This window comes from Kitasatospora sp. NPDC001660 (genome assembly GCF_053596725.1).
The window spans coordinates 94,048-118,154 of record NZ_JBSFGU010000014.1 but is presented as its reverse complement, the minus strand read 5'-3'; the positions used below and the strand labels follow the sequence as shown (position 1 = coordinate 118,154).

Annotated in this window: 25 protein-coding genes and 3 tRNA genes; 16 read left to right on the top strand and 12 right to left on the bottom strand. The window is 73.6% G+C overall.

Features of this window, described 5'->3' with window-relative positions; genetic code table 11:
* Window positions 1-64: 64 nt before the first annotated feature.
* Together ACWCXH_RS17860 and ACWCXH_RS17855 are read right to left on the bottom strand one after the other, a co-directional pair.
* Window positions 65-1,498, bottom strand: coding sequence for an FGGY family carbohydrate kinase (locus ACWCXH_RS17860; protein WP_449802356.1), 1,434 nt, complete (start codon window positions 1,496-1,498; stop codon window positions 65-67).
* A gap of 100 nt (window positions 1,499-1,598) precedes the next feature.
* Window positions 1,599-1,892: a hypothetical protein gene (locus ACWCXH_RS17855; protein WP_449802355.1), complete on the bottom strand. Its 294-nt coding sequence runs from the start codon at window positions 1,890-1,892 to the stop codon at window positions 1,599-1,601.
* Window positions 1,893-2,135: 243 nt separating this feature from the next.
* On the opposite strand from ACWCXH_RS17855, the gene ACWCXH_RS17850 reads away from it, so the two are divergent.
* A tRNA-Asn gene (locus ACWCXH_RS17850) sits at window positions 2,136-2,208 on the top strand.
* Between the two features lie 61 nt (window positions 2,209-2,269).
* A tRNA-Asn gene (locus tag ACWCXH_RS17845) sits at window positions 2,270-2,342 on the top strand.
* A 92-nt stretch (window positions 2,343-2,434) separates the two neighbouring features.
* Here ACWCXH_RS17845 and ACWCXH_RS17840 read toward each other — a convergent pair.
* Both ACWCXH_RS17840 and ACWCXH_RS17835 read right to left on the bottom strand, forming a co-directional pair.
* On the bottom strand, window positions 2,435-3,181 hold the full coding sequence (locus tag ACWCXH_RS17840; protein ID WP_449802354.1) for a trypsin-like serine peptidase: 747 nt from the start codon (window positions 3,179-3,181) through the stop codon (window positions 2,435-2,437).
* A 173-nt stretch (window positions 3,182-3,354) separates the two neighbouring features.
* The gene (locus ACWCXH_RS17835) at window positions 3,355-4,206 is read right to left on the bottom strand and encodes a trypsin-like serine peptidase (RefSeq protein ID WP_449802353.1); all 852 of its coding nucleotides are present in this window, start codon (window positions 4,204-4,206) and stop codon (window positions 3,355-3,357) included.
* Window positions 4,207-4,396: 190 nt separating this feature from the next.
* Here ACWCXH_RS17835 and ACWCXH_RS17830 point away from each other — a divergent pair.
* From ACWCXH_RS17830 to ACWCXH_RS17790, 9 genes are all read left to right on the top strand, one after another.
* Window positions 4,397-4,470, top strand: a tRNA-Ile gene (locus tag ACWCXH_RS17830).
* A gap of 312 nt (window positions 4,471-4,782) precedes the next feature.
* Window positions 4,783-5,736, top strand: coding sequence for an SPFH domain-containing protein (locus ACWCXH_RS17825; protein ID WP_449802352.1), 954 nt, complete (start codon window positions 4,783-4,785; stop codon window positions 5,734-5,736).
* A gap of 14 nt (window positions 5,737-5,750) precedes the next feature.
* Complete coding sequence (locus tag ACWCXH_RS17820) at window positions 5,751-5,978, top strand: hypothetical protein (protein WP_449802351.1); 228 nt, start codon at window positions 5,751-5,753, stop codon at window positions 5,976-5,978.
* Window positions 5,979-6,021: 43 nt separating this feature from the next.
* A complete protein-coding gene (locus tag ACWCXH_RS17815) occupies window positions 6,022-6,669 on the top strand; it encodes a GOLPH3/VPS74 family protein (RefSeq protein WP_449802350.1) in 648 nt (215 codons plus the stop codon).
* Between the two features lie 214 nt (window positions 6,670-6,883).
* A complete protein-coding gene (locus tag ACWCXH_RS17810) occupies window positions 6,884-7,786 on the top strand; it encodes an ABC transporter ATP-binding protein (RefSeq protein ID WP_449802349.1) in 903 nt (300 codons plus the stop codon).
* A gap of 30 nt (window positions 7,787-7,816) precedes the next feature.
* Window positions 7,817-8,566: an ABC transporter permease gene (locus ACWCXH_RS17805; protein WP_449802348.1), complete on the top strand. Its 750-nt coding sequence runs from the start codon at window positions 7,817-7,819 to the stop codon at window positions 8,564-8,566.
* A complete protein-coding gene (locus ACWCXH_RS17800; protein ID WP_449802420.1) occupies window positions 8,563-9,852 on the top strand; it encodes a sensor histidine kinase in 1,290 nt (429 codons plus the stop codon). The genes ACWCXH_RS17805 and ACWCXH_RS17800 overlap by 4 nt, the downstream gene beginning before the upstream one ends.
* Window positions 9,853-9,877: 25 nt before the next feature.
* A complete protein-coding gene (locus ACWCXH_RS17795) occupies window positions 9,878-10,525 on the top strand; it encodes a response regulator (protein ID WP_449802347.1) in 648 nt (215 codons plus the stop codon).
* Between the two features lie 9 nt (window positions 10,526-10,534).
* Window positions 10,535-11,461, top strand: a complete 927-nt coding sequence (locus ACWCXH_RS17790; RefSeq protein WP_449802346.1) for a 1-aminocyclopropane-1-carboxylate deaminase/D-cysteine desulfhydrase — start codon at window positions 10,535-10,537, stop codon at window positions 11,459-11,461.
* Here the strand turns inward: ACWCXH_RS17790 and ACWCXH_RS17785 are convergent, their stop codons facing one another.
* Both ACWCXH_RS17785 and ACWCXH_RS17780 read right to left on the bottom strand, forming a co-directional pair.
* A complete protein-coding gene (locus ACWCXH_RS17785; RefSeq protein ID WP_449802345.1) occupies window positions 11,462-12,952 on the bottom strand; it encodes an LCP family protein in 1,491 nt (496 codons plus the stop codon).
* Window positions 12,953-13,071: 119 nt separating this feature from the next.
* Window positions 13,072-13,539 (bottom strand): MarR family winged helix-turn-helix transcriptional regulator, encoded by a 468-nt coding sequence (locus tag ACWCXH_RS17780; protein WP_449802344.1) that lies wholly within the window; start codon window positions 13,537-13,539, stop codon window positions 13,072-13,074.
* Window positions 13,540-13,666: 127 nt separating this feature from the next.
* Between ACWCXH_RS17780 and ACWCXH_RS17775 the strand changes: the two genes are divergently transcribed.
* Together ACWCXH_RS17775 and ACWCXH_RS17770 are read left to right on the top strand one after the other, a co-directional pair.
* On the top strand, window positions 13,667-14,692 hold the full coding sequence (locus tag ACWCXH_RS17775; RefSeq protein WP_449802343.1) for an NADP-dependent oxidoreductase: 1,026 nt from the start codon (window positions 13,667-13,669) through the stop codon (window positions 14,690-14,692).
* Between the two features lie 350 nt (window positions 14,693-15,042).
* Complete coding sequence (locus ACWCXH_RS17770; RefSeq protein ID WP_449802342.1) at window positions 15,043-15,537, top strand: DUF3145 domain-containing protein; 495 nt, start codon at window positions 15,043-15,045, stop codon at window positions 15,535-15,537.
* Between the two features lie 84 nt (window positions 15,538-15,621).
* Here ACWCXH_RS17770 and fabF read toward each other — a convergent pair whose 3' ends face one another.
* The 5 genes from fabF to ACWCXH_RS17745 all read right to left on the bottom strand — a co-directional run bounded on the left by fabF (window position 15,622) and on the right by ACWCXH_RS17745 (window position 20,625).
* Window positions 15,622-16,887, bottom strand: coding sequence for a beta-ketoacyl-ACP synthase II (gene fabF, locus ACWCXH_RS17765; RefSeq protein WP_449802341.1), 1,266 nt, complete (start codon window positions 16,885-16,887; stop codon window positions 15,622-15,624).
* A gap of 137 nt (window positions 16,888-17,024) precedes the next feature.
* Window positions 17,025-17,267: an acyl carrier protein gene (locus tag ACWCXH_RS17760; protein ID WP_359969677.1), complete on the bottom strand. Its 243-nt coding sequence runs from the start codon at window positions 17,265-17,267 to the stop codon at window positions 17,025-17,027.
* Window positions 17,268-17,347: 80 nt separating this feature from the next.
* Window positions 17,348-18,391, bottom strand: coding sequence for a beta-ketoacyl-ACP synthase III (locus tag ACWCXH_RS17755; RefSeq protein ID WP_449802340.1), 1,044 nt, complete (start codon window positions 18,389-18,391; stop codon window positions 17,348-17,350).
* The gene (locus ACWCXH_RS17750; protein ID WP_449802339.1) at window positions 18,388-19,338 is read right to left on the bottom strand and encodes an ACP S-malonyltransferase; all 951 of its coding nucleotides are present in this window, start codon (window positions 19,336-19,338) and stop codon (window positions 18,388-18,390) included. The genes ACWCXH_RS17755 and ACWCXH_RS17750 overlap by 4 nt, the downstream gene beginning before the upstream one ends.
* A 90-nt stretch (window positions 19,339-19,428) precedes the next feature.
* Window positions 19,429-20,625, bottom strand: a complete 1,197-nt coding sequence (locus ACWCXH_RS17745) for a PucR family transcriptional regulator (protein WP_449802419.1) — start codon at window positions 20,623-20,625, stop codon at window positions 19,429-19,431.
* Between the two features lie 153 nt (window positions 20,626-20,778).
* Between ACWCXH_RS17745 and ACWCXH_RS17740 the strand changes: the two genes are divergently transcribed.
* Window positions 20,779-21,612 carry a pirin family protein gene (locus ACWCXH_RS17740; protein WP_449802338.1) on the top strand — a complete coding sequence of 278 codons (834 nt, stop codon included), beginning with the start codon at window positions 20,779-20,781 and terminating at the stop codon, window positions 21,610-21,612.
* 9 nt (window positions 21,613-21,621) lie between these two features.
* Here the strand turns inward: ACWCXH_RS17740 and ACWCXH_RS17735 are convergent, their stop codons facing one another.
* Complete coding sequence (locus ACWCXH_RS17735; RefSeq protein WP_449802337.1) at window positions 21,622-22,458, bottom strand: serine hydrolase domain-containing protein; 837 nt, start codon at window positions 22,456-22,458, stop codon at window positions 21,622-21,624.
* A gap of 119 nt (window positions 22,459-22,577) precedes the next feature.
* On the opposite strand from ACWCXH_RS17735, the gene ACWCXH_RS17730 reads away from it, so the two are divergent.
* Both ACWCXH_RS17730 and ACWCXH_RS17725 read left to right on the top strand, forming a co-directional pair.
* Window positions 22,578-23,081 carry a MerR family transcriptional regulator gene (locus tag ACWCXH_RS17730; RefSeq protein WP_449802336.1) on the top strand — a complete coding sequence of 168 codons (504 nt, stop codon included), beginning with the start codon at window positions 22,578-22,580 and terminating at the stop codon, window positions 23,079-23,081.
* Window positions 23,078-24,091, top strand: a complete 1,014-nt coding sequence (locus ACWCXH_RS17725) for an aldo/keto reductase (protein ID WP_449802335.1) — start codon at window positions 23,078-23,080, stop codon at window positions 24,089-24,091. Before ACWCXH_RS17730 ends, ACWCXH_RS17725 begins: the two co-directional genes overlap by 4 nt.
* Window positions 24,092-24,107: the final 16 nt, after the last annotated feature.

The window sequence follows — 24,107 nt, the reverse complement described above, 5'->3', positions numbered from 1 at the left end:
GGCGGGCTGACGCACCTTCATCCGGCGAATGCCGGGTCCGGCCGGCTCGGGTGGCTCAGGCGGTTCAGGCGGCCGTCTCCGGGTGGGTCCGCTCGCGGGCGGCCCGGTACTGGCGGAGCACCGCGGAGCCGATCGCGAGGTCCTGGTCGCCCTCGGGCCCGACGGTCTCGGCCTCCGGCAGTTCCCAGACCGGCGGCTCGGGGGTGCCGGCCAGCGCCCAGGCGGCCTGCCGGGCGGCCCCGCGGGCGGCGTGGGCGCCCGGTGGAGGCACCACGACCGGGACGCCGAACACCAGCGGGGCCACGTGCCGGACGGCCGGCAGCCGCCCGGCGGCGCCGAGCAGGAACACCCGCTTGATCTCCACGCCCTGGGCGCGCAGGACGTCCAGGGCGTCCGCGATGTTGCAGAGCATGCCCTCGACGGCGGCCCGGGCCAGGTGCTGCGGAGCCATCGACTCGGCCCGCAGGCCGGTCAGCGTGCCGGCCGCGTGCGGCAGGGCGGGCGTCCGTTCGCCCTCCAGGTAGGGCAGCAGGACGAGTCCGTACGCGCCGGGGGAGGAGTGCAGGGCGAGGTCGCTGAGGCCGTCGAGGTCCTGGCCGAGCATCGCGGCGGTGGAGCGGAGCACCTGGGCGGCGTTCAGGGTGGCGACCATCGGCAGGTGCCGGCCGGTGGCGTCGGCGAAGGAGGAGAGCAGCCCGGTGGCGTCCACGACGGCCCGGTCGTGCACCGCGAAGATCGTCCCGGTGCTGCCCAGCGAGACCACCGCGTCGCCGGGGCCGAGGCCGAGGCCCAGCGCGGCGGCCATGTTGTCGCCGGTGCCGGCCGAGATCAGCAGGCCCTCGGGGGTGTGCCCGGCGGGCTCGGCGGGGCCGAGGACGTCGGGCAGCCTGAGCTCGTGGCCGAGTGCGAGTTTCACCAGGTCCTGCCGGTACTCGCCGGTGATCGGGGACCAGTAGCCGGTGCCGGACGCGTCGCCCCGGTCGGTGGTGCGGCGCTTGGGGCTGCCGAGCAGCTGGGAGACCAGCCAGTCGTGCGGCAGCAGCACCTCGGCCACCCGACGGGCGTTGGCGGGCTCGAACTCGGCCAGCCAGCGCAGCTTGGCGATGGTGTACGCCGGCCCCGGGACGGCGCCGATCGCGGCGGTCCAGGCGGCCGGGCCGCCGAGGGCGTCGAGCAGCTTGGCGGCGGCACCGCTGGAGCGCGGGTCGTTCCAGAGGAGCGCGGGCCGCACCAGCACGCCGCCCGCGTCGAGGCCGATCATGCCGTGCTGCTGCGCGCTGACGCCGATCGCGCGGACGCCCTCCAGCAGGCCGCCGGCGGCCGCGTCGCCGAGCGAGTGCAGCCAGAGCTGCGGGTCGGCCTCGCCGGCCCGGGTCTCGGCGTTCTCGGGTACGGGGTGGGGCGCCTTCCCGGAGCGCAGCACGGCACCGGTCTCGGTGTCGCACGCGACGATCCGGGTGCGACTGGTCGAGCTGTCTATCCCCGCGACGATGGCCATGTCGAGATCATGCCTCAGCCCGGCCCGGGGCGCGTTCGGACCGGGAGGGCTTTGCCCGTTCGGTACCTCGGGGCGCGGCCATCCGGGCTTCACCCTGGTGTCACGGCCGGAAGGTACCCCAGTCGTCGTCCTGCGAGCGGGCCCGGTTGAAGTACGGCACCCGGTCGGTCACGGCGTTCGGCAGCCGGTCGCCGACCTTGTCCGCGACCGCGCCGGCGGCCTTCCCGGCCACCGCGCCGGCCTGGTGCCTGGCCCGGTCGGCCGCCCCCTGGACCTTGGGGCTCCGGGCGATCTGCCGGGTGACCTTGGCGATCTGCTCGTAGCGCTGACGCCCGGCCCGGGAGCCCAGGACGTAGCCGGCCGCGAGTCCGACGGCCAACGACAGCTTCCACATGATCGGATTCCACCCTCTCCTGGCGGCCTTCTGCCGCATTGCCCTACCCGTCCGTCGGGACGGTGAACCGTCTGTGTCCCCAGCATCCCCGGGGGGTGTGCCGGGCGCGCGCGGGGCGCGCCGGGCGGGGGCCCGGGGCGGCCGGGGAAAGCGATTGGCGGACCACCCCCCCGAGTGCGCTAATGTATGTCCCGCAGCGAACGCCGAGGAGCCGGGGAAACCGGGAGCCGAAGCGGAAGCCGATCCCCCATAGCTCAATTGGCAGAGCAGCCGACTGTTAATCGGCAGGTTATTGGTTCGAGTCCAATTGGGGGAGCTCGGGAAGCACCCCTCGGGGTGCGTTTTCCCGTCCGTGGTACGGGAGTTGAGTACCGCGATCCCGCATAGCTCAATTGGCAGAGCAGCCGGCTGTTAACCGGCAGGTTTTTGGTTCGAGTCCAAATGCGGGAGCTGCGCCGGGTGCGCCCGGTGACTGCTCAGAGCGAAGGCCCCTCGGATGACCGGGGGGCCTTCGTGTTGTTGCGTCCGTCACACCCGGGCGCTCAGGCGGTCGCCTGCCGGTACAGCTCGGCGACCCGGCCGTCGAAGGTGACGCTGTACGACGTGTCGGGGGTGTCCCCGCCCTCCTGGTAGCCGCCGATGACGCCGACGACCGTCCCGGCCGGGGTGACCCACGGGCTGCCGCTGGTGCCGTCGGTGTAGCCGCCGCAGTCGAAGCGCTCCTGGGTGGGGCTCTGCGAGCGGGTCCGGACCGAGCAGGTGATCGGCTCGTCGCGTTCGTTGGGGTAGCCGGTCACCGAGACGTCCAGCCCGAAGCCCTGGTCGGTGCCGACCGGGTTGCCGCCGACGGCGTCCTCGACCTGCCGGCCGTCGACCGGGCGGACGGTGATGAACGCCACGTCGTACTCGGGGTTGTCGTCGTCCGCCCAGCGTGGGTCGACGGTGATCGACTGCACCGGCCAACTCCCGTACGGGGAGTAGCCGTTGCGGTAGCCGGGGGTGAACACCAGGCCGTCCAGCAGGCCGATCCGGCGGTTCTGCACGCAGTGTGCCGCGGTCACCAGCAGGTTGCGCCCGGGGCTCTGCACGACGCTCGCCGTGCAGGCCCGCGGGCCCTGCGGGGTGCGGACCGAGAGGGTGCCGATCCGGTCGCGGGCCGTGCTCGGCTGCGCGACCTCGGCGGTGGGCTCCTGGCCCGTCCCGGTGCAGGCGGTGCCGGCGGCGAGCAGCAGGGCCGTCAGCAGGGCCGTCCGTGCGGCGCGCGCAGACCGTGCCGGGCGGGGGGCCATCGGGGCTCCGTCTCGTTCCTCGGGGCGGGTGCCGGGTCCTGCGATCCGCCGTTCGTGAGGAAGACATACCAGGCCGCGCGCGGCAGCGCCACTGCCGGTCGTTCGATCACACTGCGGCGGCGGTGTCCGCCCCGGCCGGGCCGCTGGGTCGCCACCGGACCGCCACCGGATCGCTACTGGGTCGCGCGGTCGTAGAGCGCCTGGATGCGGTCGCCGAAGTAGCTGCTGTACGAGGTGTCGGGGCTGTCGCCGCCCTCCTGGTAGCCGCCGATGACGCCGACCACGGTGCCGGTCCTGGTGCTCGGGTCGAAGTCGGTGACCCACGGGCTGCCGCTGGTGCCGCCGGTGTAGTCGGGGCAGTCGATCCGCAGCTGGGTGGGGCTCTGCTCGGTGGTGTTGTTGGCACACGTGATCGGGACGTCGCTGGTGCCGGGGTAGCCGGTGACCCGCACGGGGAGCCGGAAGCCGCGGTTGACGCCCAGTTTGTTGGCGCCGAGCACCTGCTGCACCTGCTGTCCGTTCTGCGCCTGGACGACCGCGAAGGCGACGTCCGCGTCCGGGTCGGCGTGGTCCTTCCAGCCGTCGTCGACGGTGACGGCCACCAGCGGCCAGATGCCGCTCGGGGTGTCGCCGTTGCGGTAGCCGGGGACGAAGACCAGGTCGCTGCGCCGGCCGAGCTTCGGGTCCCAGACGCAGTGCGCGGCGGTGACGATGAGGTTCAGCGCGGCGCTGTCGACCACGCTGGCGGTGCAGAAGTGGTCGCCGCTGGCGTTGCGCGTGAAGACGGCGCCGACCAGGCCGTTGAGCACGGTGGGCTTGGCGGTGCGGGTGACCCCGGTGTACTTGGCGATCGCGCCCTTGAGCCGTTGCCGGCTCCAGCCGTGGGTGTCGCCCGAGGCGGCGGGCGAGGCGGGGGCCGAGCTGGCGGTCGGGGTGCCGGCGCCGGGGCGCGCGGCGGTCGTGCAGCCCGCCGCCAGCAGCACCAGCACGGTGCCCGCCGCCACTCCCGCCTCGCGCGTCGTCACCCGCCCAGGCTGCCCGCCCGCCGCCGGGTGTGCCAACCCGGCCGGTCCGCCCGGAGAGGCGCGCACGCCCGCGCATCCCATGTGCGCCCCCGGCGCGCACCACGGGTGATCGACCGGCTATGCTGCCCGGGACGGCCTTGCGGGGCCGTCTGCTGCTGCCGTGGCCGACGACCGGCGCGCGCGGCGAACCGGGGCGGTAGCTCAGCCGGTTAGAGCAGGGGACTCATAATCCCTTGGTCGTGGGTTCGAGTCCCACCCGCCCCACTCCGATCGACCCGGCCATCGGGCTGTGGGGTCGCTGACCTGCGAGAACTGTAGGCGAACGGCGACCGTCCGGCGGTGATTACACGCCGAAGTTCACCCGCTTGGGAGCATCCGCGAACATCCGGCTGACGTGTGGAGCGCCTGAGCAGCGCTGATGACCGCCGACCCTGCCGACCCTGCCGACCCCGAAGACCGTGGGGCCGCCGAGGCCCGTCCGACTTCCCCGTTCCGTGTCGAGCCCTGGTCCTCGTGCGCTAAAAGTGATATCACTTTGATTGCTAGGCGGAATCACTCGCTGGAGGAGTCGGTCCGATGACCACATCGCACATTCCCGTCGACGACGAAGACGGCCCTGCCCTGGACCTGCCGGTCCCCAAGATCACCGAACGCCTCATCACCGCCCGCTCCGGCCTGCCGATGCTCGCGGGCGGCCTGCTCGGGCTGGTCGCGGGGGTCGGCACGGTCATCGCCGGCGGTGTGCAGATCGCCGGTGGCACCAGGGGCCTCGGCATCGCCCTGGTGATCGCCGGGCCGGTGCTCGCCCTGGCCGCCCTGCTGCTGCTCTGCGGCCTGACCGTGGTCTCGCCCGGCGAGGCCCGGGTGGTCCAGCTGCTCGGCAACTACCGCGGCACCGTCCGTGCCGAGGGCCTGAGCTGGCTGAACCCGTTCACCAGCCGCCGCCGGATCTCCACCCGGATCCGCAACCACGAGACCGAGACCAGCAAGGTCAACGACGCGGACGGCAACCCGATCGAGATGGCCGCCGTCGTGGTCTGGCAGGTCGAGGACACCGCCAAGGCCGTGTTCGAGGTCGACGACTACACCGACTTCGTCGCCATCCAGACCGAGACCGCCGTCCGGCACATCGCCAGCAGCTACCCCTACGACGCCCACCACGAGGGCCAGTTGTCGCTGCGCGACGGCGCCGACGAGATCACCCGCAAGCTCTCCGCCGAGATCGCCGCCCGGGTCGTGTCGGCCGGCGTCCGGGTCGTCGAGTCCCGGATCACCCGGCTCGCGTACGCGCCCGAGGTCGCCCAGGTGATGCTCCAGCGCCAGCAGGCCGGGGCCGTGGTGGCCGCGCGCCGCCTGATCGTCGAGGGCGCCGTCGGTATGGTCGAGGAGGCCCTGGACCGGCTGGCCGAGCGCGACGTCGTCGAACTGGACGAGGAGCGCAAGGCGGCCATGGTGAGCAACCTCCTCGTGGTGCTCTGCGGCGACCGCGGCACCCAGCCGGTCGTGAACACGGGCTCCCTCTACCAGTAAGGAGCGGCGCGGCGTTGGCGACCGAGCGGAAGAAGATCCTGCTGCGTCTGGACCCGGCGGTGCACGACGCGCTGGCCCGGTGGGCGGCGGACGAACTGCGCAGCGCGAATGCACAGATCGAGTTCCTGCTCCGCCGCGCCCTCACCGACGCGGGACGGATGCCCAGCGGTGCGGCAACGCTTCCCCGGCGCGGCCGACCGCCCAAGGAGAGCCCGGAGAACGGCGGTCCCGACGCCGATTGACCGGGCGGCACACCACCACACCGTCCTCAGCTTGGAGTCCACCATGGACGTGCCCACGGCCCTGCCGGAGAAGCTGTACCTGCTCGCCTACCACCCCGAGCGCGAGCGCCTGACCGCCACCGCGAGGCTCGATCTCGTGCTGCGGGCGGCGGCCCTCGTCGAACTGCTGCGGCGCGGGCTGATCCGCGACGACGGCCGGCACCCCGCCGCCGTCGAGGGCGCCGCGGCCGACGGCCTCGACCCGCTCTCCGCCGTGCTGCTGGAGCAGATCCGCGAAGGACGGCGGCGCAGCTGGCAGCACTGGATCGGCCGGCGCCTGGGCCCGGCCGGCCGCGCGACCCGCGTGGTCCGCGACGGGCTCGCCGAGGCCGGCCGGATCCGGGTCGAGGAGCACCGGATCCTCGGGATCTTCCCCGGCAGGCGCGTCACGCTGCGGGAGCCCGGCGCGCGCAAGGTACTGGCGGCGGCCGTCACGTCGGCGCTGAGCGCGCCGCTGAGCCGGGTCGACCCGGCGGACGCCGCCCTGGTCGCGCTGGTCTACGCGGCCCGGCTGAGCACGGCCCTGACGTGGCGCCGGAGCCGCGAGTACCGGGTCCGGATCCAGAAGCTGGCTCCTGCCGCCGGACCCGTCCCGCGCGCACTGCGCCGGGCCATCGCCGCCGCCCGCGGCGCGGACGGCGCCACGGCCTGATCCGACCGCACCCCGAGCCCGGTCGCCCACGACGGCGCCCGGGCTTCGTGCTGTCCGCCCGCACCGCCCATCCGGCATCCACCGATCGGTTGACCGGCGCTCCACCGCATCGACCGGCCGGTCCGACCGGCCGGTCGATCCGCCGCAAGGTCCCCGCGCGGGAAGCTCGTTGTGAGCCGGGGAGCACCCGGGACGAACGGGAGGGAGCGGCACGATGGCCGTGATCGAGGTGGCGGGCCTGCGGAAGGCGTACGGGCGGCGCCAGGTGCTGGAGGACGTGTCCTTCACCGTCGAGCGCGGCGAGGTGTTCGGCCTGCTGGGCCCGAACGGCGCCGGCAAGACCACCGCCGTCGAGTGCTGCGAGGGCCTGCGCCGGGCCGACGCCGGGACCGTCCGGGTGCTCGGCCTGGACCCGGTCCGGGACGCGCACCGGCTGCGTCCCCGGATCGGCATCCAGCTCCAGCAGGCCCAGCTGCAGGGCGCGTTGCGGGTCGGCGAGGCGCTGGAGCTGTACGCCGCCCTCTACCCGAAGCCGCGGGACCCGCGCGAGCTGCTCGACGAGTGGGGGCTGGCCGGCGAGGTCCGCACGCCCTTCGACAAGCTCTCCGGCGGCCAGCGCCAGCGGCTGTTCATCGCCCTCGCCCTGGTCGGCGACCCGGAGGTGGCGTTCCTGGACGAGCTGACCACCGCGCTCGACCCGCAGGGCCGCCGGGACACCTGGGAGCTGGTCCGCCGGATCCGCGACAACGGTGTGACGGTCGTGCTGGTCTCGCACTTCATGGACGAGGTCGAGGCGCTCTGCGACCGGGCCGCCGTCCTGGACGGCGGGCGGATCGTCGCCGCCGGCACCCCGGCCGAGCTGGTCGCCCGCTCCGGCACCGGAGGCACGCTGGGCTTTTGTCCCACCGCGCCGCTGGACACCGCCCGGCTGGCCGCCCTGCCCGGGGTCACCGCGGTCGAGGAGCGGGACGGCCGGATCGAGGTCACCGGCACCGGGGACTTCGCCGACGAGGTCACCGGCCTGCTCGCCCGCGAGGGCATCGTCGTCACCGGCCTGCGGATCCGCGAGCACAGCCTCGACGACGCCTACCTGGCCCTGACCCGCCACGAGTCCTGACCCGCCGACACCCCGTAAGGACACACCGCCATGAACCGCACCGTCCACGCCGTCCGCCGCCTGGCCACCGTCGAGGCCCGCCTGTTCCTCCGCGACCCGCTGACCGCCTTCTTCAGCCTGGCCTTCCCGGTCCTGCTGCTGATCGTCCTGGGCTGCATCCCGGCCCTGCGCCGGACCTCGCCCGACCTGCACGGCATGAGCACCATCCAGCTGTACGCGCCGATCCTCGCCGTCTTCACCCTGCTGCTGCTCGGCCTCAACGGCCTGCCGTCGCTGCTCTCCGCCTACCGCGAGCGCGGCGTGCTGCGCCGGATGTCGGCCAGCCCGGTCCGCCCGGGACTGCTGTTCGGCGCGCTCGTGCCGATGTACGTCGGCATCGCCACCGTCTCGGTGCTGCTGGTCGTCCTCGGCGGGCTCGCCTTCGGGGTCCCGCTGCCGCGCCGGCCCCTGGGCTTCCTGCTGGCGTTCGTGCTCGCCGCCGCCGCGATGATGTCCGTCGGCCTGCTGATCGCCGCGTTCGTCCCGTCCGCCAAGGCCGGGAACGCGGCCGGCGCGCTCGCGTTCTTCCCGATGATGTTCTTCTCCGGGATCTGGCTGCCGCGCGACATGTCGCCCGCGCTGCTGAACCGGATCGGCGACCTCACCCCGAGCGGCGCCGCCGTCCAGACCCTCCAGGACTCCTGGAACGGACACTTCCCGCACGCCGTGGGCCTGCTCACACTCGCCGCCTACGCGGTGCTCGCGGGCGGCGCGGCTGCCAAGCTGTTCCGGTGGGAATGATCAAGGAGGGGGCCGCGGACGAGAGAACCCTCGGCGACTGGCAGCACCGCCTGGACCGGGCGATCGGCCCGCTCTGCTACGTCGCCCTGCTGATCGCCCTCGCGCTGGCCCTCCTGGTCCCCGTCCCGACCGCGCGTTCCGCCGCCGCCACCCTCCCGGCGGCGGCCGCCGCGTTCCTCTGGCTGGTGCTGCGCTCCGCCCTCGACCGCCGGCCGGGACCGGACGGCCGCGCCCGCTGGGCCGGGGCGCACTTCACCGTCCTGGTGGTCCTGATCACCGTCCTGGTGCTGGACAACCCGTACTTCGGCTTCTTCGCCTTCACCGGCTACCTGCACGCCGCCCAGTACCTGCGCGGCCGGGCCCGGGTGGCCGGCGCCGCGGCCACCACCGTGCCGAGCGCGCTCTCGCAGACCGGCGGGGTGCTGCCGTCCAGTGCCGCCCAGGTGGGCGGGCTCCTGGCGGTCATGGCCTTCAACCTGGTGGTGGTCGGCGTGATCCTCGCGCTCAGCGAGGTCACCGACCGGCTCAGCCTGCGCCGCAAGGCCGCCAACGCCGAACTCGCCGAGGCCAACCGGCTGCTGACCGAGATGCTCGCCGAGAACGCCGGACTGCACGCCCAGCTCCTGGTCCAGGCCCGCGAGGCCGGGGCCGCCGACGAGCGCCGCCGGCTCGCCCGCGAGCTGCACGACACCGTCGCCCAGGGCCTGGCCGGCATCGTCACCCAGCTCCAGGCCGCCGACCAGGCCCGCGAGCAGGCCACCCCGGTCGAGCAGTGGCAGCGCCACCTCGACAACGCCGCCGCCCTCGCCCGCGAGAGCCTGACCCAGGCCCGCCGGGCCGTCCACGCGCTGCGCCCGCTGGAGCTGGAACGGGCCGCCCTGCCGGAGGCGCTGGCCGAGCTGGTCGAGCAGTGGCAGGAGCGCAACGGCGCCGCCGCCGGGCTGACCGTCACCGGCGAGGCCCGCCCGCTGCACCCCGAGGTCGAGGTGACGCTGCTGCGGATCGCCCAGGAGTCGCTCGCCAACGCGGCCAAGTACGCGCGGGCGAGCCGGGTCGGGCTGACCCTCTCGTACATGCCCGGCCTGGTCACCCTGGACGTCCGGGACGACGGTGTCGGCTTCGACCCGGCCGCCGAACCGGCCTCCCGGGCCACCGGCGGCGGCTACGGTCTCGCCGTGATGCGCCGCCGCGCCGAGCGCCTGGCCGGCCGCCTCGACCTGGAGACCGAACCTGGCGCCGGCACCACGGTGACCGCGACCCTGCCGGCGATCGGCATCGAGGAATGAGGCCCCGGAGATGAGTGGAGAGGCGATGGACGACACTCCGATCAGACTGCTGCTGGTCGACGACCACCCGGTGGTCCGGGACGGGCTGCGCGGCATGTTCACCGCCGCCCCCGGCTTCGAGGTGGTCGGCGAGGCCGGGGACGGCGCCGAGGCGCTGCCGCTGATCGCCGCGCTGCGCCCGGACGTCGTACTGATGGACCTGCGGATGCCGCGGATGGACGGCGTCACGACGATCCGCACGATGGCCGAACGCGGCCTGCCCGGCCGGGTGCTGGTGCTCACGACGTACGACACCGACGCGGACGTGCTGCCCGCCGTCCGGGCCGGTGCCACCGGCTACCTGCTCAAGGACGCGGCCAGGGGCGAGCTCTTCCACGCCGTGCGGGAGGCCGCCCGCGGCGCCTCGGTGATCGCGCCGACGGTCGCCGCGAAGCTGCTCGGCCAGGTCCGCGAGCCGGTCCGGGAGGCGCTCAGCCCGCGTGAGGTGGAGGTGCTGGAGCTGGTCGCCTCCGGCGCGACCAACCGGGAGGCCGCGGCCCGGCTGTTCATCAGCGAGGCCACCGTGAAGACCCACCTGATCCACATCTACACCAAGCTCGACGTCAAGGACCGCGCGTCCGCCGTCGCCGCCGCCTTCAACCTGGGTCTGCTCACCCCGACGCCGCCCAGGTAGCCTGGCGGGGTGCTGGAACCCGCCCTGCTGCCGACCCCGCTGGTGGACTGCACCGACGCGGCGCTCGCCCGGGCCGGGGTGGAGCTGCGGCTCAAGCGCGACGACCTCCTGCACCCGACCGTCCCCGGCAACAAGTGGCGCAAGCTCGCGCCCAACCTGACGGCGGCCGTCGAGCAGGGCCGCACCCGGCTGCTCACCTTCGGCGGAGCGTACTCCACGCACCTGCGCGCGGTCGCGGTGGCCGCCGCGGCGCTGGGGCTGGAGAGCGTCGGGCTCGTCCGCGGCGACGAGCTGGCGGACCGCCCGCGCAACTGGTCGCTGCGGGCGGCCGAGGCGGCCGGGATGGAGCTCGCCTTCCTCTCCCGCGCGGAGTACCGCGAGGTGACCGGCCGGAGCGGGACGGGCGGCGCGGAAGGGCCGGACGAGCCGGCAGCGCTCCAACGGCGCTGGGGCCCCTGCCTGGTGCTCCCCGAGGGCGGTTCCAACGCGCTCGCCGCGATCGGCGCGGCGGCGATCCCGGCCGAGCTGACCGGCCTCGGCGCCCGCGACGTCGTCTGCTGCCCGGTCGGCACCGGCGGCACCCTGGCCGGGATCGCGGCCGGCCTGCCGGCCGGGGCCAGGGCGCTCGGCGTGGCGGTGCTGCGCGGCGGCGAGGGCTACCTGGAGGACGAGGTCGCGCGGCTCCACCGGGCCGCGTACGGGCGGGAGTTCGGCAACTGGCGGATCCACCACGCCCACCACGGCGGCGGCTACGGCCGGGTGCCGCCCGAACTCGACGCCTTTGCCGAGCGGTTCGAGCGGCAGCACGGCATCGCGCTGGAGCGCCGGTACGTCGCGAAGCTCCTGGCGGCGCTCCACGACCTCGCCGCCGCGGGGGAGTTCCCCCGCGGCACCCGCCTCACGGCGGTCGTCACGGGCCTGCCGGACCCGGTCTGATCAGCCGAAGGTCAGGTTCGCGCAGGGGTCGGTGTCGGCGTTCCGCTCGTTCTCCGCTATGCCCGTCGGGACCCCGCTCGGCACCGGCGCCGTGGGGCTCGGGCCCGCGTCCACGGAGTCGATCCGGGTGCCGGCCGGCTGGTAGTCGCGGCCGAGGGTGACGGTGATCGCCCCGCTGCCCGGCTCCTCGACCGCGCGGGCCCCGGGGAAGAGCGCGGCCACCTGGTCGGCGGCGGCCTTCAGCGTCGGGTCGTAGGAGATCGCGGTGGTCTGTCGGCCGGGGTCGTTCGCGCCGAGCGTGACGTTCTGGAAGCCGCGCGCCTTGAGCGCCTCCGCGCCGGAGCCGGCCAGCCCCGAGGTGCCGACCCCGTTGACCACGACGACCGGAGCCGCGGCCTGCTCGGGCGCGAGGGGCCCGGCCGAGGCGGGCGCCGTCGCGCTGGGGCTCGCGGAGGCGGTGGCCGCGCTCGTTCCGGCGGTGCCCTGCCCGTCCAGGGTGCGGTCCTCCTTCAGCAGCTTCCACAGGGTGTCGGCGTCCGGCTGCACCAGCCGGACGCGCTCCCCGGCGAAGCGCCAGGGCGCGGTGACGAAGGTGACGTCGGAGAGCTTGATGTCCTGGACGGACCGGGCGAAGTCCACGAGCTTCATCGCGGTGCCGAGCCCCTCGTCCACGGTGAGCGACCTGGTGGCCGCGTCGGCCAGCGGCAGCAGGGTGGGCAGCGAGAAGCCCTGGCCCTGGACCTTCTTGATCATCGAGGAGAGGAAGGCCTGCTGGCGCCTCATCCGGCCTATGTCGGAGCTGTCGCCGATGCCGTGGCGCGCCCGCAGGTAGTCCACCGCGGACTGCCCGGAGAGCTTCTGCAGGCCCTTCTTGAGGTGGATTCCGTACTGGTCGACGTCGTTCGGCACACAGGCGTCCACGCCGCCGATGGCCTCGGTCATCGCGGCGGCGCCCTTGAAGTCGACGACGACGGTGTGGTCGACCCGCAGCCCGGTCAGGGCCTCCACGGTGTTCTGCGTGCAGGCCGGGTTCCCCTTGGGGAGCTGGCCCACGCTGAACGCGGAGTTGAACATCTGGTCGGTCCTCGGCCTGGTCCAACTGCCGTCCTGCAGCTTGCAGGAGGGGATGGTGACCAGGGTGTCCCGGGGTATCGAGACGCCGACGGCGTGCTTGTGGTCGGCGTAGACGTGCACCAGGATCGCGGTGTCCGAGTTGCCGACGCCCGGGTCGCCGCCGCCGAGCGAGTTGTTGCCGTCGTCCCGGGTGTCCGAGCCGAGCAGCAGGACGTTGACCGGCACCTGGGCGCCCGGGGTGGCCGGCACGGGGGCGGGCGGGCGCTCGGTGGCGACGCCGCCCGCGTCGAAGGTGGTGATGTTGTGGTCGAGCCGGTGGTAGAACCAGGCGCCGGCACCCACCACGGACAGCACCAGGACGGCGGCCAGGCCGATGGCGGTCCGCAGGAAACGCCGCCTGGGCGAGCTGCTGCTCATCGTCGCGGTCCCCCCGTCTTCGTCTGTCACTGTTCGGCGTTCGAACGTTAGACGTTTCGGGAGGGTGTTCGGTTACCTCCGTGGAGCCCCTGGTTCGCCCCCCGGGCCTGTGATGCTGGTCACGCCCCGGGGCCGGAGGCGCCCGTGAGCATCCGCCGGAGCAGGTCGCGCAGGACGGTCCGCTCGTCCGGGCCGAGCGCGGCCAGCGGCTCGCGGGCGAAGTTCAGCGACTCACGCAGTTCCTCGGAGGCGGCCGCGCCGTTGTCGGTGGCGGCGACCAGCTTGACCCGGCGGTCCTGCCGGTCGGCCTCCCGGGTGACGAAGCCGCGTGACTCCAGGCGGTCGACGATGCCGGTGATGTTGGACGGCTCACAGCTGAGCGTCTGGGCGATCTGTCGCATCGGCATCGGCCCGCGCCGCAGGAGGGCGAGCACCTTGGCCTGGGCGCCGGTCAGCGACCGGGCGGCCGCGGCTTCCTCGTACTCGCGGTGGAAGAGCGCGACCAGGTTGGCCATGAGGTCGACGACCTCGCGGGTGATCTCGTCGGGCTGCTGCGGCGTGGCGGCCGCGGTGGGCTGCGTGTCCATGGGCACAGTCTACCTGAAAAGTTGACAACCTGAACCTTTCATGTCCATCGTTACTTCATTCGCTCAACCTTTCAGGTGTGAGACACCGCCGATCAAGACACCGCCGATCAGCACAAGGAGCTACCCGATGGCAGAGCAGGCACCGCCCGCCACCGCCCGTGAATGGCACCTCGCCGCCCGCCCGCAGGGCTGGCCGGTCCCGACCGACTTCGCCCTCGTCGAGGCCCCGGTCCGCACCCCGGGCCCGGGCGAGATCCTGGTCCGCAACGCCTTCCTCTCGGTCGACCCGTACATGCGCGGCCGGATGAACGACGTGAAGTCCTACGTGCCCCCGTATCTGCTCGGCGAGGCCATGGACGGCGGCGCCGTCGGCTACGTGGTCGCCTCCGAGGCCGAGGGCTTCGCCCCGGGCGACGCCGTGCTGCACGGCCTCGGCTGGCGCGAGTACGCGACCCTCGACGCCAGGCGCGCGGTCAGGGTCGACGCCTCCGCCGCGCCGCTCTCCGCCTACCTCGGCGTCCTCGGCATGCCCGGCCTGACCGCCTACGCCGGCCTGCTCGCCGTGGGCGGGCTCAAGGAGGGCGACAAGGTCTTCGTCTCCGGCGCGGCCGGCGCGGTCGGCTCGATGGTCGGCCAGATCGCCAGGCTCAAGGGCGCCTCCCTGGTGGTCGGTTCGGCCGGCTCCGCGGAGAAGGTCGCCAAGCTGGTGGACGAGTACGGCTTCGACGCCGCCTTCAACTACAAGGACGGCCCGGTCGCCGAGCAGCTCGCGAAGGCCGCCCCGGAGGGCATCGACCTGTACTTCGACAACGTCGGCGGCGACCACCTGGAGGCCGCGATCGGCGCGCTCGGCGTGCACGGCCGCGTGGTGCTCTGCGGCGCGATCGCCCAGTACAACGAGACCACCGCGCCCGCCGCCCCGCGCAACCTCGCGCTCGCGATCGGCAAGCGGCTGCGCCTGGAGGGCATGCTGGTCGGCGACCACGCCGCGCTCCAGCCGCAGTTCGTCGCCGAGGTCGCCGGCTGGCTCGCGGCCGGTGACCTCCGGTCCGAGGAAACCGTGGTGGACGGTTTCGAGAACGCGGCCGAGGCCTTCCTCGACCTGCTGCGCGGCGTCAACACCGGCAAGATGGTCATCCGCCTGGATGGCTGACCGATCGTCATAGAAGCTGGCCACCCCGCCGCCTGCCAGGCGTGCGGGGTGGTTTGCACGCACGGCGCGGGAGGGCCGGCCGCACTACCCCATTCCGGGCTGGATCCGAAAGTGTGTCAGCCATCCTGCTGGGCGGCGCGGTACGGTGGTCCCCCTGGCGATGGGGCCGTTCGGGGGAGAGATCCGGCCGAGGGGTAGACCTCCTTGAGGATTCGACTAGCATTGAGCGAAAGCCTGTCCGTTTTGCTCAATTTAGTGACTTAATGTCAGCTAACGTGGGTGACTGTGGATCAACTGCAGGCACGAGGCAGCTGGGGAAGGCGACCCTCGTCCACAGCCTGGAGGTCCCGGTGACGACACGTGGAGTTCTCTACATCCACTCCGCGCCCCGCGCGCTGTGCCCGCACGTCGAGTGGGCCGTCGCAGGGGTGCTCGGTGTGCGGGTGAGCCTGGACTGGATCCGCCAGCCGGCCTCGCCCGGGCACTGGCGCGCCGAGCTCTCCTGGCAGGGCGAGCCCGGCGCGGCCTCGAAGCTCGCCTCCGCGCTGCGCGGCTGGCAGCTGATGCGGTACGAGGTCACCAGCGAACCCTGCGCCACGGCGGAGGGCGAGCGCTACAGCAGCACGCCCTCGCTCGGCATCTTCCACGCCGTCACGGGCATCCACGGGGACATCCTGATCCCCGAGGACCGGTTGCGCGCCGTCCTGCTGCGCGCCCGCAGCGAGGGGGCCGACCTGGAGGCCGAGATTTCCCGGCTGCTCGGCAAGCCCTGGGACGACGAGCTGGAGCCGTTCCGCTACGCCGGTGAGGGCGCGCCGGTGCGCTGGCTGCACCAGGTGGTCTGAACCGGCGGGCGGACGCGTACGACCGGTACGACGAAGGGGCCGGCGCTCACGGAGAGCGCCGGCCCCTTCGTCGTACGGGTGTGACTAGCGGGTGCGGAAGGCCAGCACCACGTTGTGGCCGCCGAAGCCGAACGAGTTGTTCAGCGCCGCGATCCGGCCCTCGGGCAGCGGGCGGGCCTCGCCGCGCACGATGTCCGCGTCCACGTCGTCGTCGAGTTCCTCGACGTTGATGGTCGGCGGGGCGACCCGGTTGTACAGCGCCAGCACGGTGGCGACGGTCTCGATGCCGCCGGCGCCGCCCAGCAGGTGACCGGTCATCGACTTGGTGGCCGAGACGGCGATGTGGTCGAGGTGCTCGCCGAGCTCCTTGCGCAGCGCCTTCAGCTCGGCGGTGTCGCCCTGCGGGGTCGAGGTGGCGTGCGCGTTGACGTGCACGATCTCGGCCTTGTCGAGGGTGTTGCGCTCGAACAGGTCGGCCAGCGCGCGGGCCACACCGGCACCGGTCGGCTCGGGCTGCGCGATGTGGTGGGCGTCCGAGGACAGGCCCTGGCCCACGGCCTCGCAGTAGATCCGGGCCCCGCGGGCCTCGGCGTGCTCGACCGACTCCAGCACGACCACGCCGGCGCCCTCGCCGAGCACGAAGCCGTCGCGGGCCTTGTCGTACGGGCGCGAGGCGCGCTCGGGCTCGTCGTTGTTCTTGGACATCGCCATCATGTTGGCGAACGCGGCGATCGGCAGCGGGTGGACCGCGGCCTCGGTGCCGCCGGCCACCACGACGTCGGCGCGGCCGCTGCGGATCATCTCGATCGCGTAGCCGATCGCCTCGGCGCCGGAGGCGCAGGCGGAGACGGGGGTGTGCACACCCGCGCGGGCGCCGACCTCCAGACCGACGTTGGCCGCCGGGGAGTTGGGCATCAGCATCGGAACGGTGTGCGGGGAGACCTTGCGGGCGCCCTTCTCCTTCAGCACGTCGTACTGGTCGAGGAGGGTGGTCACGCCGCCGATGCCGGAGGCGATGACGGCGCCGAGGCGCTCGGGCGCGAGCTTGGAGGACTCGTCAGTGGCCGGGGTCTCGTAGCCGGCGTCGGCCCAGGCCTCGCGGGCGGCGATCAGCGCGAACTGCGCGGAGCGGTCCAGCCGGCGGGCGAGCGGACGGGGCAGGATCTCGCCCGGGTCGACCGCGGTGCGGGCGGCGATGCGGACCGGCAGCTCCGCGGCCCACTCCTCGGTCAGGGCCGCCACTCCGGAACGGCCCGCCACCAGGTTCTCCCAGGTGGTGGCGGCGTCGCCGCCCAGCGGCGTGAAGGCGCCGATACCCGTGACGACCACGGTACGGTTTTCAGCGGTCACTGGTCTCTTCTTCTCTCACGGTTGGTGCGGGGTCGGCGGCGAGCCGGGGGGTTTTGGCCCGGCCGGGCGCCGGTGGAAGGCGGCCCGGCCGGCGGGTCGGCCGACTCGGACGAGCCGGCCGACGGTCACGCGAACGCTCAGGCGTTGGTGAGGATGTACTCGACGGCGTCGCCGACGGTCTTCAGGTTCTTGACCTCGTCGTCCGGGATCTTGACGTCGAAGCGCTCCTCGGCGGCCACGACGACCTCGACCATGGACAGCGAGTCGACGTCCAGGTCGTCGGTGAAGGACTTGTCGAGCTGGACGTCCTCGGTCGGGATGCCGGCGATCTCGTTGACGATCTCGGCGAGACCTTCCAGGACCTCGTCCTTGGTAGCCATACTGGCTGCTCCTCTTCGGTGTTGAACGCGTCCGCCCGGCGGACGGACGCAGGCTTGCGGATGAGTGGGGCGAAACGCGCCTAGGGGAGCGTAACGACTGCCGCGGCGTACACGAGACCCGCCCCGAACCCGATGATCAGCGCGAGGTCTCCGCTCTGGGCCTCGCCGCTCTCCAGCATGCGTTCCATCGCCAGCGGGATGGAGGCCGCGGAGGTGTTCCCGGTCTCGGTGATGTCGCGGGCGACCGGCACCGAGTCGGGCAGCTTGAGGGCCTTGATCATGGCATCGGTGATGCGCATGTTGGCCTGGTGCGGGATGAAGGCGCCGAGCTGGTCGGCGGTGATCCCGGCGGCGTCCAGCGCCTGCTGGGCCACCTTGGCCATCTCCCAGACGGCCCAGCGGAAGACCGTCTGGCCCTCCATCCGCAGGGCCGGCCACGTGACCCCCCGCTCCGGGTGTTCACCCGGCCCGTTGACGGCGCCGGGCTTGGCGAACGCGGTGTCCCAGGCCTGGGTCTGCGAGATGACGTCCTTCTGCGAGCCGTCCGAGCCCCAGATCAGCTTGCCGATGCCGGGGGTGTCGGAGGGGCCGACGATCGCGGCGCCGGCGCCGTCGCCGAAGATGAACGCGGTCGAGCGGTCCGACTGGTCGGTCAGGTCGCTCAGCCGCTCGACGCCGATCACCAGCACGTACTCGGCACTGCCGCCGCGGATCATGCCGTCGGCCAGGCCCAGGCCGTAGCCGAAGCCGGCGCAGGCGGCCGAGATGTCGAAGGCCGGGGCGGTGCCGCAGCCCAGGCGCTCGGCGATCTCGGTGGCGATGGCGGGGGTCTGCTTGAGGTGCGAGACGGTCGCGACGATGACGCCGCCGATCTGGTCGGGGGTGATCCCGGCCTGGGCGATGGCCTTGCCGGCGGCCTGCACCGACATCTCGGCGACGGTCTCCTCCGGGCCGGCCCAACGGCGCTCGGCGATGCCGCTGCGGGTGCGGATCCACTCGTCCGAGGACTCGATCCACTCCAGCACCTCGGCGTTCGGGATCACCCGGACGGGGCGGTAGCCGCCGACACCGTGGATGCGTGAGTACCGGGCCCCGGTCGACGGACGGATCTGCGGCTTGCTCATGCCTTGTTCTCCTGGTCCTTACCGCCGTGTTCCACGATCAGCTCACGGGCCTTGTCGAGGTCGGCGGGGGTCTTGAGGGCAAGCGTCGCCACACCCTTGAGGTTGCGCTTGACCAGCCCGGTGAGCGTGCCCGCGGGGGCCAGCTCGATCACGGCGGTCGCGCCCAGCTCGGCGAGGGTCTCCATGCACAGGTCCCAGCGGACCGGGTTGGAGACCTGCGACACCAGGCGGCTCAGCACCTCGGCGCCCGAAGCGACCACGCCGCCGTCGCGGTTGGAGACGTAGCGCACCTGCGGGTCGGCCACCTCCAGCGTCGGGGCCAGCTTCGCCAGCCGTTCGACGCCCGGGGCCATGTGCTCGGTGTGGAAGGCGCCCGCCACCTTCAGCGGGATCAGCCGGGCGCCGGTCGGCGGGTCCGCCTTCAGCGCCTCCAGCTGGGCGAGCGTGCCGGCGGCGACGATCTGGCCGCCGCCGTTGTTGTTGGCCGGGGTCAGGCCGTGCTCGGCCAGCTTGGCCGCGACGGCCTCCGGGTCGCCGCCGAGGACGGCGGTCATGCCGGTCTCGGTGACGGCGGCGGCCTCGGCCATCGCCCGGCTGCGCTCCCGGACGAAGGCCAGCGCGTCGTGCGCGCTGAGCACCCCGGCACCGGCGGCGGCAGTGATCTCACCAACGCTGTGGCCGGCCACGGCGCCCACCAGGGTGCGGGCGGCGGCCTCGTCGGGGAAGAGCGCACGGGCGGTGACCAGGCCGGCGGCGACCAGCAGCGGCTGGGCGACGGCGGTGTCCTTGATCTCCTCCGCGGAGGCCTCGGTACCGGCGTGGAGGAGGTCGAGTCCGGCGACCTCCGACCAGCCGCTGAGGCGGTCGGTGACACCGTCGAGCTCCAGCCACGGGCTGAGGAAACCGGGGGTCTGGGCACCCTGTCCAGGGGCGACGATTACGAGCACGGTTCAACCCTCTCTCGCCAGGCGCCCGGGGGCGGGTAGGCGACGGTAACGAAGAAAACCATCCGGGATTGTAAGTTCCCTACATCCTGGTCAACCCTGCTCACCGACGGCTGCGAGTCGGCCGAGGGCCAGCGCGATCCGCAGCGTGAACGCCGACCGCACGTCGGAGGGCGCGTAGCCCGTGACGTCGGTCACACGTCGGAGCCGGTAGCGCACCGTGTTGGGGTGGACGAAGAGCATCCGGGCCGCACCCTCCAGCGAGGAGGCCTGTTCGAGGTAGACGCTCAGCGTCTCCAGCAGTGCCGAGCCCGCCTCGTCGAGCGGTGTGTAGATCTCCTCCACCAGCTGGCGGCGGGCCGCCTCGTCGCCGGCGAGCGCGCGTTCGGGCAGGAGGTCGTCGGCCAGTACCGGGCGGGGGGCGTCCGGCCAGGCAGCGCAGGCCCGCAGGCCGGCCGCGGCGGCGTGCGCCGAGCGGGTCGCCGAGAGCAGGTCCGGCACGGTCGGGCCGACCACCACCGGGCCGGGCGCGAACTGGCCGATCAGCGCCCGGGCCGCGTGCACCGGCTCCTTGTCGCCACCCACCACGACCACCAGGCGCTTGCCCAGGACGCCGGTCAGCACGTTCAGCTTGGCGTACCGGGCGGCCCGGCGGATCGCCTCGACGACCAGCTCGCTGTCGCCGTCCGGGGCGCTGCCCATCACCACCCGGACCTGGCTCGGCTGGCCCCAGCCGAGCGCCGCGGCCCGGGAGAGCACTCCCTCGTCCGCGTCACCGGAGAGCAGCGAGTTGACGACCAGCGCCTCCAGCCGGGCGTCCCAGGCCCCGCGCGCCTCGGCCGCCTGGGCGTAGACCTGGGCGGTGGCGAAGGCGATCTCCCGGGCGTAGACCAGCACGGACTCGCGCATGTCCGCCTCGTCGCCGGGGGCGGCCACCTCCTCGATGGCCTCCTCCATCACCTCGATCGTGGTGCGGATCAGCTCGACGGTCTGGCGCAGCGTGATCGCCCTGGTCAGCTCGCGCGGGGCGGTGCCGAAGACGTCGGTGGAGATCGCCTGCGCGGCCTCCGGCTGGCGGTACCACTCGGTGAAGGCGGCGATGCCGGCCTGGGCGACCAGGCCGATCCAGGAGCGGTGCTCCGGCGGCATCCGCCGGTACCAGCCGAGCTGGTCGTCCATCCGCGCGATCGCGGCGCTGGCCAGCTTGCCCGAGGACTTCTCCAGCCGCTTGAGCGTCGCGGCCCGGCGCTCGGCGCGATCGGCGGCGTTTCTGCGCTCCTGCGGGGTCAGGCGGGGCGCGGAGCGGCCGGGGCGGTCGCGGCCCGTCGCGGGGGCCGTGGCCGTCCCGTTCTGCGCGGGCCCGGGATTCTCGGTGGGTTCGCTCGTGGCGTCTGAGGAAGCGGCTGGCACAAGGACAAGACTGCCTCACGTGAGTGACTGCTCGTGCACACACCCCCCGTCGAGGTCGTCGCGTTCCTGCACCGCCGCTACGGTGGGGCCGTGACCGACGCCCCCGCCCGCCCCCGCGCGGACCACCGCCGCACCGCCGAGCGCTACCTCTCCACCCCGGCCGAGGGCATCGAGACCAGGCACGCGTTCTCCTTCTCGGGGCACTACGACCCGAAGAACACCCACTTCGGCGCGCTGCTCGCGTGCAACGAGGAACTCCTCGCCCCCGGCGCCGGGTTCGACGAGCACAAGCACCGGGACACCGAGATCCTCACGTGGGTCCTGGAGGGCGCGCTGGCCCACCGGGACTCCCACGGCCACGGCGGGGTGGTGCGTCCGGGGATGATCCAGCACCTGAGCGCGGGCTCCGGCGTGACCCACACCGAGCGCAACGTCGGCGGGGCCGGGGGCCCGGTCCGGTTCGTCCAGATGTGGCTCCAGCCGGACGCGTTCGATGCGCCCCCGGCGTACGGGCTGCGCCGGGTGGAACCGGCCGAGGGCGGGCTGACGCTGCTGGCCTCCGGGCTGGAGCGCGACGCCGGGACGGGCGCCCTGCGGCTGCGGCGCAGCGACGCGGCGCTCTGGCTGGCGACCGCGGGACCGTGGCAGCCGCTGCCCCAACTGCCCGCCGCCGCCTGGCGGTACGCGCACCTGACGGCCGGCGCGCTCGGCTACCGGACGGTGCCGGGCCCCAAGGGCGAGGGGCGGTCGATGGCGCCGGGGGACAGCGTGCGGATCACCGGTGACGCGTTCGCCGACCCGGCGGCCGGCGAGACCGGCGCCGAACTCCTGCTGTGGGAGATGCACTCGCCGGTCTCGTACGGCTAGCCGGCCGGGCTACTGGTTGTTCAAGTCGGCCAGCACCGCGTCGGACAGCTGCGGCCACACCTCGGCCGCCCACGGGCCGAAGTCCCGGTCGGTGAGCGCGATGCAGGCGATCCCGGCCGCCGGGTCGACCCACAGGAAGGTGCCGGACTGGCCGAAGTGGCCGAAGGTGGCGGGGGAGTTGGCGGTGCCCGTCCAGTGCGGCGCCTTGTCGTCGCGGATCTCGAAGCCGAGGCCCCAGTCGTTCGGGCGGCGGTGGCCGAAGCCGGGCAGCACGCCGCTGGTGCCGGGGAAGGCGACCTCGCGGGTGGCCCGGCGGACGGTGGACGGGTCGAGCAGCTTGGGGGACTGCAGCTCGGCGGCGAACCGGGTCAGGTCGGCGACGGTGGACAGGCCGCCGGCACCGGCCGGGGACTTGTGGGCGGTGTTGATCAGGGTGTCGTGCATGCCCAGCGGTTCGAACACCGCCTCGGCGGCGTACCGGGAGAACTCGATCCCGGCGGCCGTGGCGAGGGTGCGGGCCAGCGCGTCGAAACCGGCGTTGGAGTAGAGGCGGCGGTTGCCCGGCTCGGCGAACACCCGGTCCTCGTCGAAGCCCAGGCCGGAGGTGTGGGCGAGCAGGTGGCGGACGGTCGAACCGGGCGGCCCGGCCGGGTCGTCCAGCTCGAAGACGCCCTCCTCCAGTGCGACCAGCGCGGCGTAGGAGGTGAGCAGCTTGGTCACCGACGCCAGCGGGAAGAGGTGCTGCTGCGGCCCGTGCGCGCCCAGCACCGCTCCGTCCGATCCCCGGACCACCGCCGCGGCGGCGTGGGGGGCGGGCCAGTTCTCGATCATCCGCAAGCTCTCCATGGGGCCGACTCTAGTCGGCGGAAATCCGGGTGGCGGGACCACCCGGATGGGAGGCTTGCTTGGAGTGCACTCCAACTCGGTAGCGTCATCGTCATCGGACAGCACAGGGGGAACCGATCATGGCAACACTCGCGCCCGTCGAGGTCGATCTGCGGAGCTGCTCCGACGTGTTCGACCGGCCGGTCGGCGATCCGGACCGGACCCCGCGGCACACCATCAGCGAGGTGTCCGCGGCCAGCGGCCTCACCACCCACACCCTGCGCTGGTACGAGCGGATCGGCCTGCTCGACCCGGTCGACCGCGCGGTCGGCGGCCAGCGCCGCTACTGCGACGCCGACCTGCACCGGCTGGCCTTCCTCGGGCGGCTGCGGCTGACCGGCATGTCGGTGGCGGACATGCTCACGTACGTCGACATGGCCCGCGAGGGCGAGCGGACCTACGAGGGGCGACGGCAGCTGCTGGAGGCCCAGCGCGAGGAGGTCCGGCAGCGGATCGCCGACCTCCAGACCACCCTCGCCGTGCTCGACTACAAGATCGATCTCTATGCCGGGAAGATCGCCGACGCCACCGGCGCCCCGGTCCAGTGCCAGTACTACCGAGCAGAGGAAGAGCAGCGCGCATGACGCACCCCGCACTCCCCACCGCCCGACTCGGCATCGACGGCCCGCTCGTGGGCGTCCAGGGCCTCGGCTGCATGGGCATGAGCGAGTTCTACGGCCCGACCGACGCGGCCGAGGCGCTCGCCACCCTGGACGCCGCCCTGGCAGCCGGCGTCACCCTGTTCGACACCGCCGACGCCTACGGCTTCGGCCGCAACGAGGAGCTGATCGGCCCCTTCGTCCGCGCCAACCGCGACCGGGTGGTGCTCGCCACCAAGTTCGCCATCGAGCGCGACGAGGACGACCCGGGCCGCCGCGGCATCAACAACGACCCGGCGTACATCCGCGCCGCCGTCGACGCGTCGCTGCGCCGGCTCGGCGTGGACGTCATCGACGTCTACTACATGCACCGCCGCGACCCGGCCGTGCCGCTGGCCGAATCGGTCGGCGCCATGGCCGAGCTGGTGCAGGCCGGCAAGGTGCGCCACCTCGGGCTCTCCGAGGTGACCGGGGCCGAGCTGCGCGAGGCGCACGCGGTCCACCCGATCGCCGCGCTGCAGTCCGAGTGGTCGGTGTTCGCCCGCGACGTCGAGCGCTCGGCGGTGCCGGTCGCGGCCGAGCTGGGCGTCGCGTTCGTGCCCTACTCGCCGCTCGGCCGGGGCTTCCTGACCGGCTCGTTCCAGAGCGCCGAGCAGCTCGCGGCGGACGACGTCCGGCGCACCCAGCCGCGCTTCACCGGCGCCAACGCGGCGGCCAACGGGGATCTGCTGGAGCCGCTCCGGCGGATCGCGGCGGAGCGCGGGGTGACACCGGCCCAGGTCGCGCTGGCCTGGGTGCACCGGCGGGCGCAGGTGCACGGGCTCACCGTCGTGCCGATCCCGGGCACGCGCAAGCGCAGCCGGCTCGCGGAGAACACCGCCGCCGCGACGCTGGAGCTGACGGTGGAGGAGCTGGCACTGCTGGAGCCGGTGTCCGGCGAGGTGGCCGGGGACCGCTACGCGGACATGGCGTTCACCCAGGTCGGGCGCGAGTAGCGGCCCTTGTGCCCGT

Excerpts from the sequence above, each read along its gene's own strand:
- ACWCXH_RS17800 (WP_449802420.1), top strand. The coding sequence starts at position 8,563 with ATGATCAAGGAGGGGGCCGCGGACGAGAGAACCCTCGGCGACTGGCAG.
- ACWCXH_RS17735 (WP_449802337.1), bottom strand. The coding sequence starts at position 22,458 with ATGGAGAGCTTGCGGATGATCGAGAACTGGCCCGCCCCCCACGCCGCC.
- ACWCXH_RS17855 (WP_449802355.1), bottom strand. The coding sequence starts at position 1,892 with ATGTGGAAGCTGTCGTTGGCCGTCGGACTCGCGGCCGGCTACGTCCTG.
- ACWCXH_RS17860 (WP_449802356.1), bottom strand. The coding sequence starts at position 1,498 with ATGGCCATCGTCGCGGGGATAGACAGCTCGACCAGTCGCACCCGGATC.
- ACWCXH_RS17725 (WP_449802335.1), top strand. The coding sequence starts at position 23,078 with ATGACGCACCCCGCACTCCCCACCGCCCGACTCGGCATCGACGGCCCG.
- ACWCXH_RS17730 (WP_449802336.1), top strand. The coding sequence starts at position 22,578 with ATGGCAACACTCGCGCCCGTCGAGGTCGATCTGCGGAGCTGCTCCGAC.
- ACWCXH_RS17755 (WP_449802340.1), bottom strand. The coding sequence starts at position 18,391 with ATGAGCAAGCCGCAGATCCGTCCGTCGACCGGGGCCCGGTACTCACGC.
- ACWCXH_RS17840 (WP_449802354.1), bottom strand. The coding sequence starts at position 3,181 with ATGGCCCCCCGCCCGGCACGGTCTGCGCGCGCCGCACGGACGGCCCTG.
- ACWCXH_RS17760 (WP_359969677.1), bottom strand. The coding sequence starts at position 17,267 with ATGGCTACCAAGGACGAGGTCCTGGAAGGTCTCGCCGAGATCGTCAAC.
- ACWCXH_RS17825 (WP_449802352.1), top strand. The coding sequence starts at position 4,783 with ATGACCACATCGCACATTCCCGTCGACGACGAAGACGGCCCTGCCCTG.
- ACWCXH_RS17810 (WP_449802349.1), top strand. The coding sequence starts at position 6,884 with ATGGCCGTGATCGAGGTGGCGGGCCTGCGGAAGGCGTACGGGCGGCGC.
- ACWCXH_RS17780 (WP_449802344.1), bottom strand. The coding sequence starts at position 13,539 with ATGGACACGCAGCCCACCGCGGCCGCCACGCCGCAGCAGCCCGACGAG.
- ACWCXH_RS17775 (WP_449802343.1), top strand. The coding sequence starts at position 13,667 with ATGGCAGAGCAGGCACCGCCCGCCACCGCCCGTGAATGGCACCTCGCC.
- ACWCXH_RS17815 (WP_449802350.1), top strand. The coding sequence starts at position 6,022 with ATGGACGTGCCCACGGCCCTGCCGGAGAAGCTGTACCTGCTCGCCTAC.
- ACWCXH_RS17785 (WP_449802345.1), bottom strand. The coding sequence starts at position 12,952 with ATGAGCAGCAGCTCGCCCAGGCGGCGTTTCCTGCGGACCGCCATCGGC.
- ACWCXH_RS17795 (WP_449802347.1), top strand. The coding sequence starts at position 9,878 with ATGGACGACACTCCGATCAGACTGCTGCTGGTCGACGACCACCCGGTG.
- ACWCXH_RS17805 (WP_449802348.1), top strand. The coding sequence starts at position 7,817 with ATGAACCGCACCGTCCACGCCGTCCGCCGCCTGGCCACCGTCGAGGCC.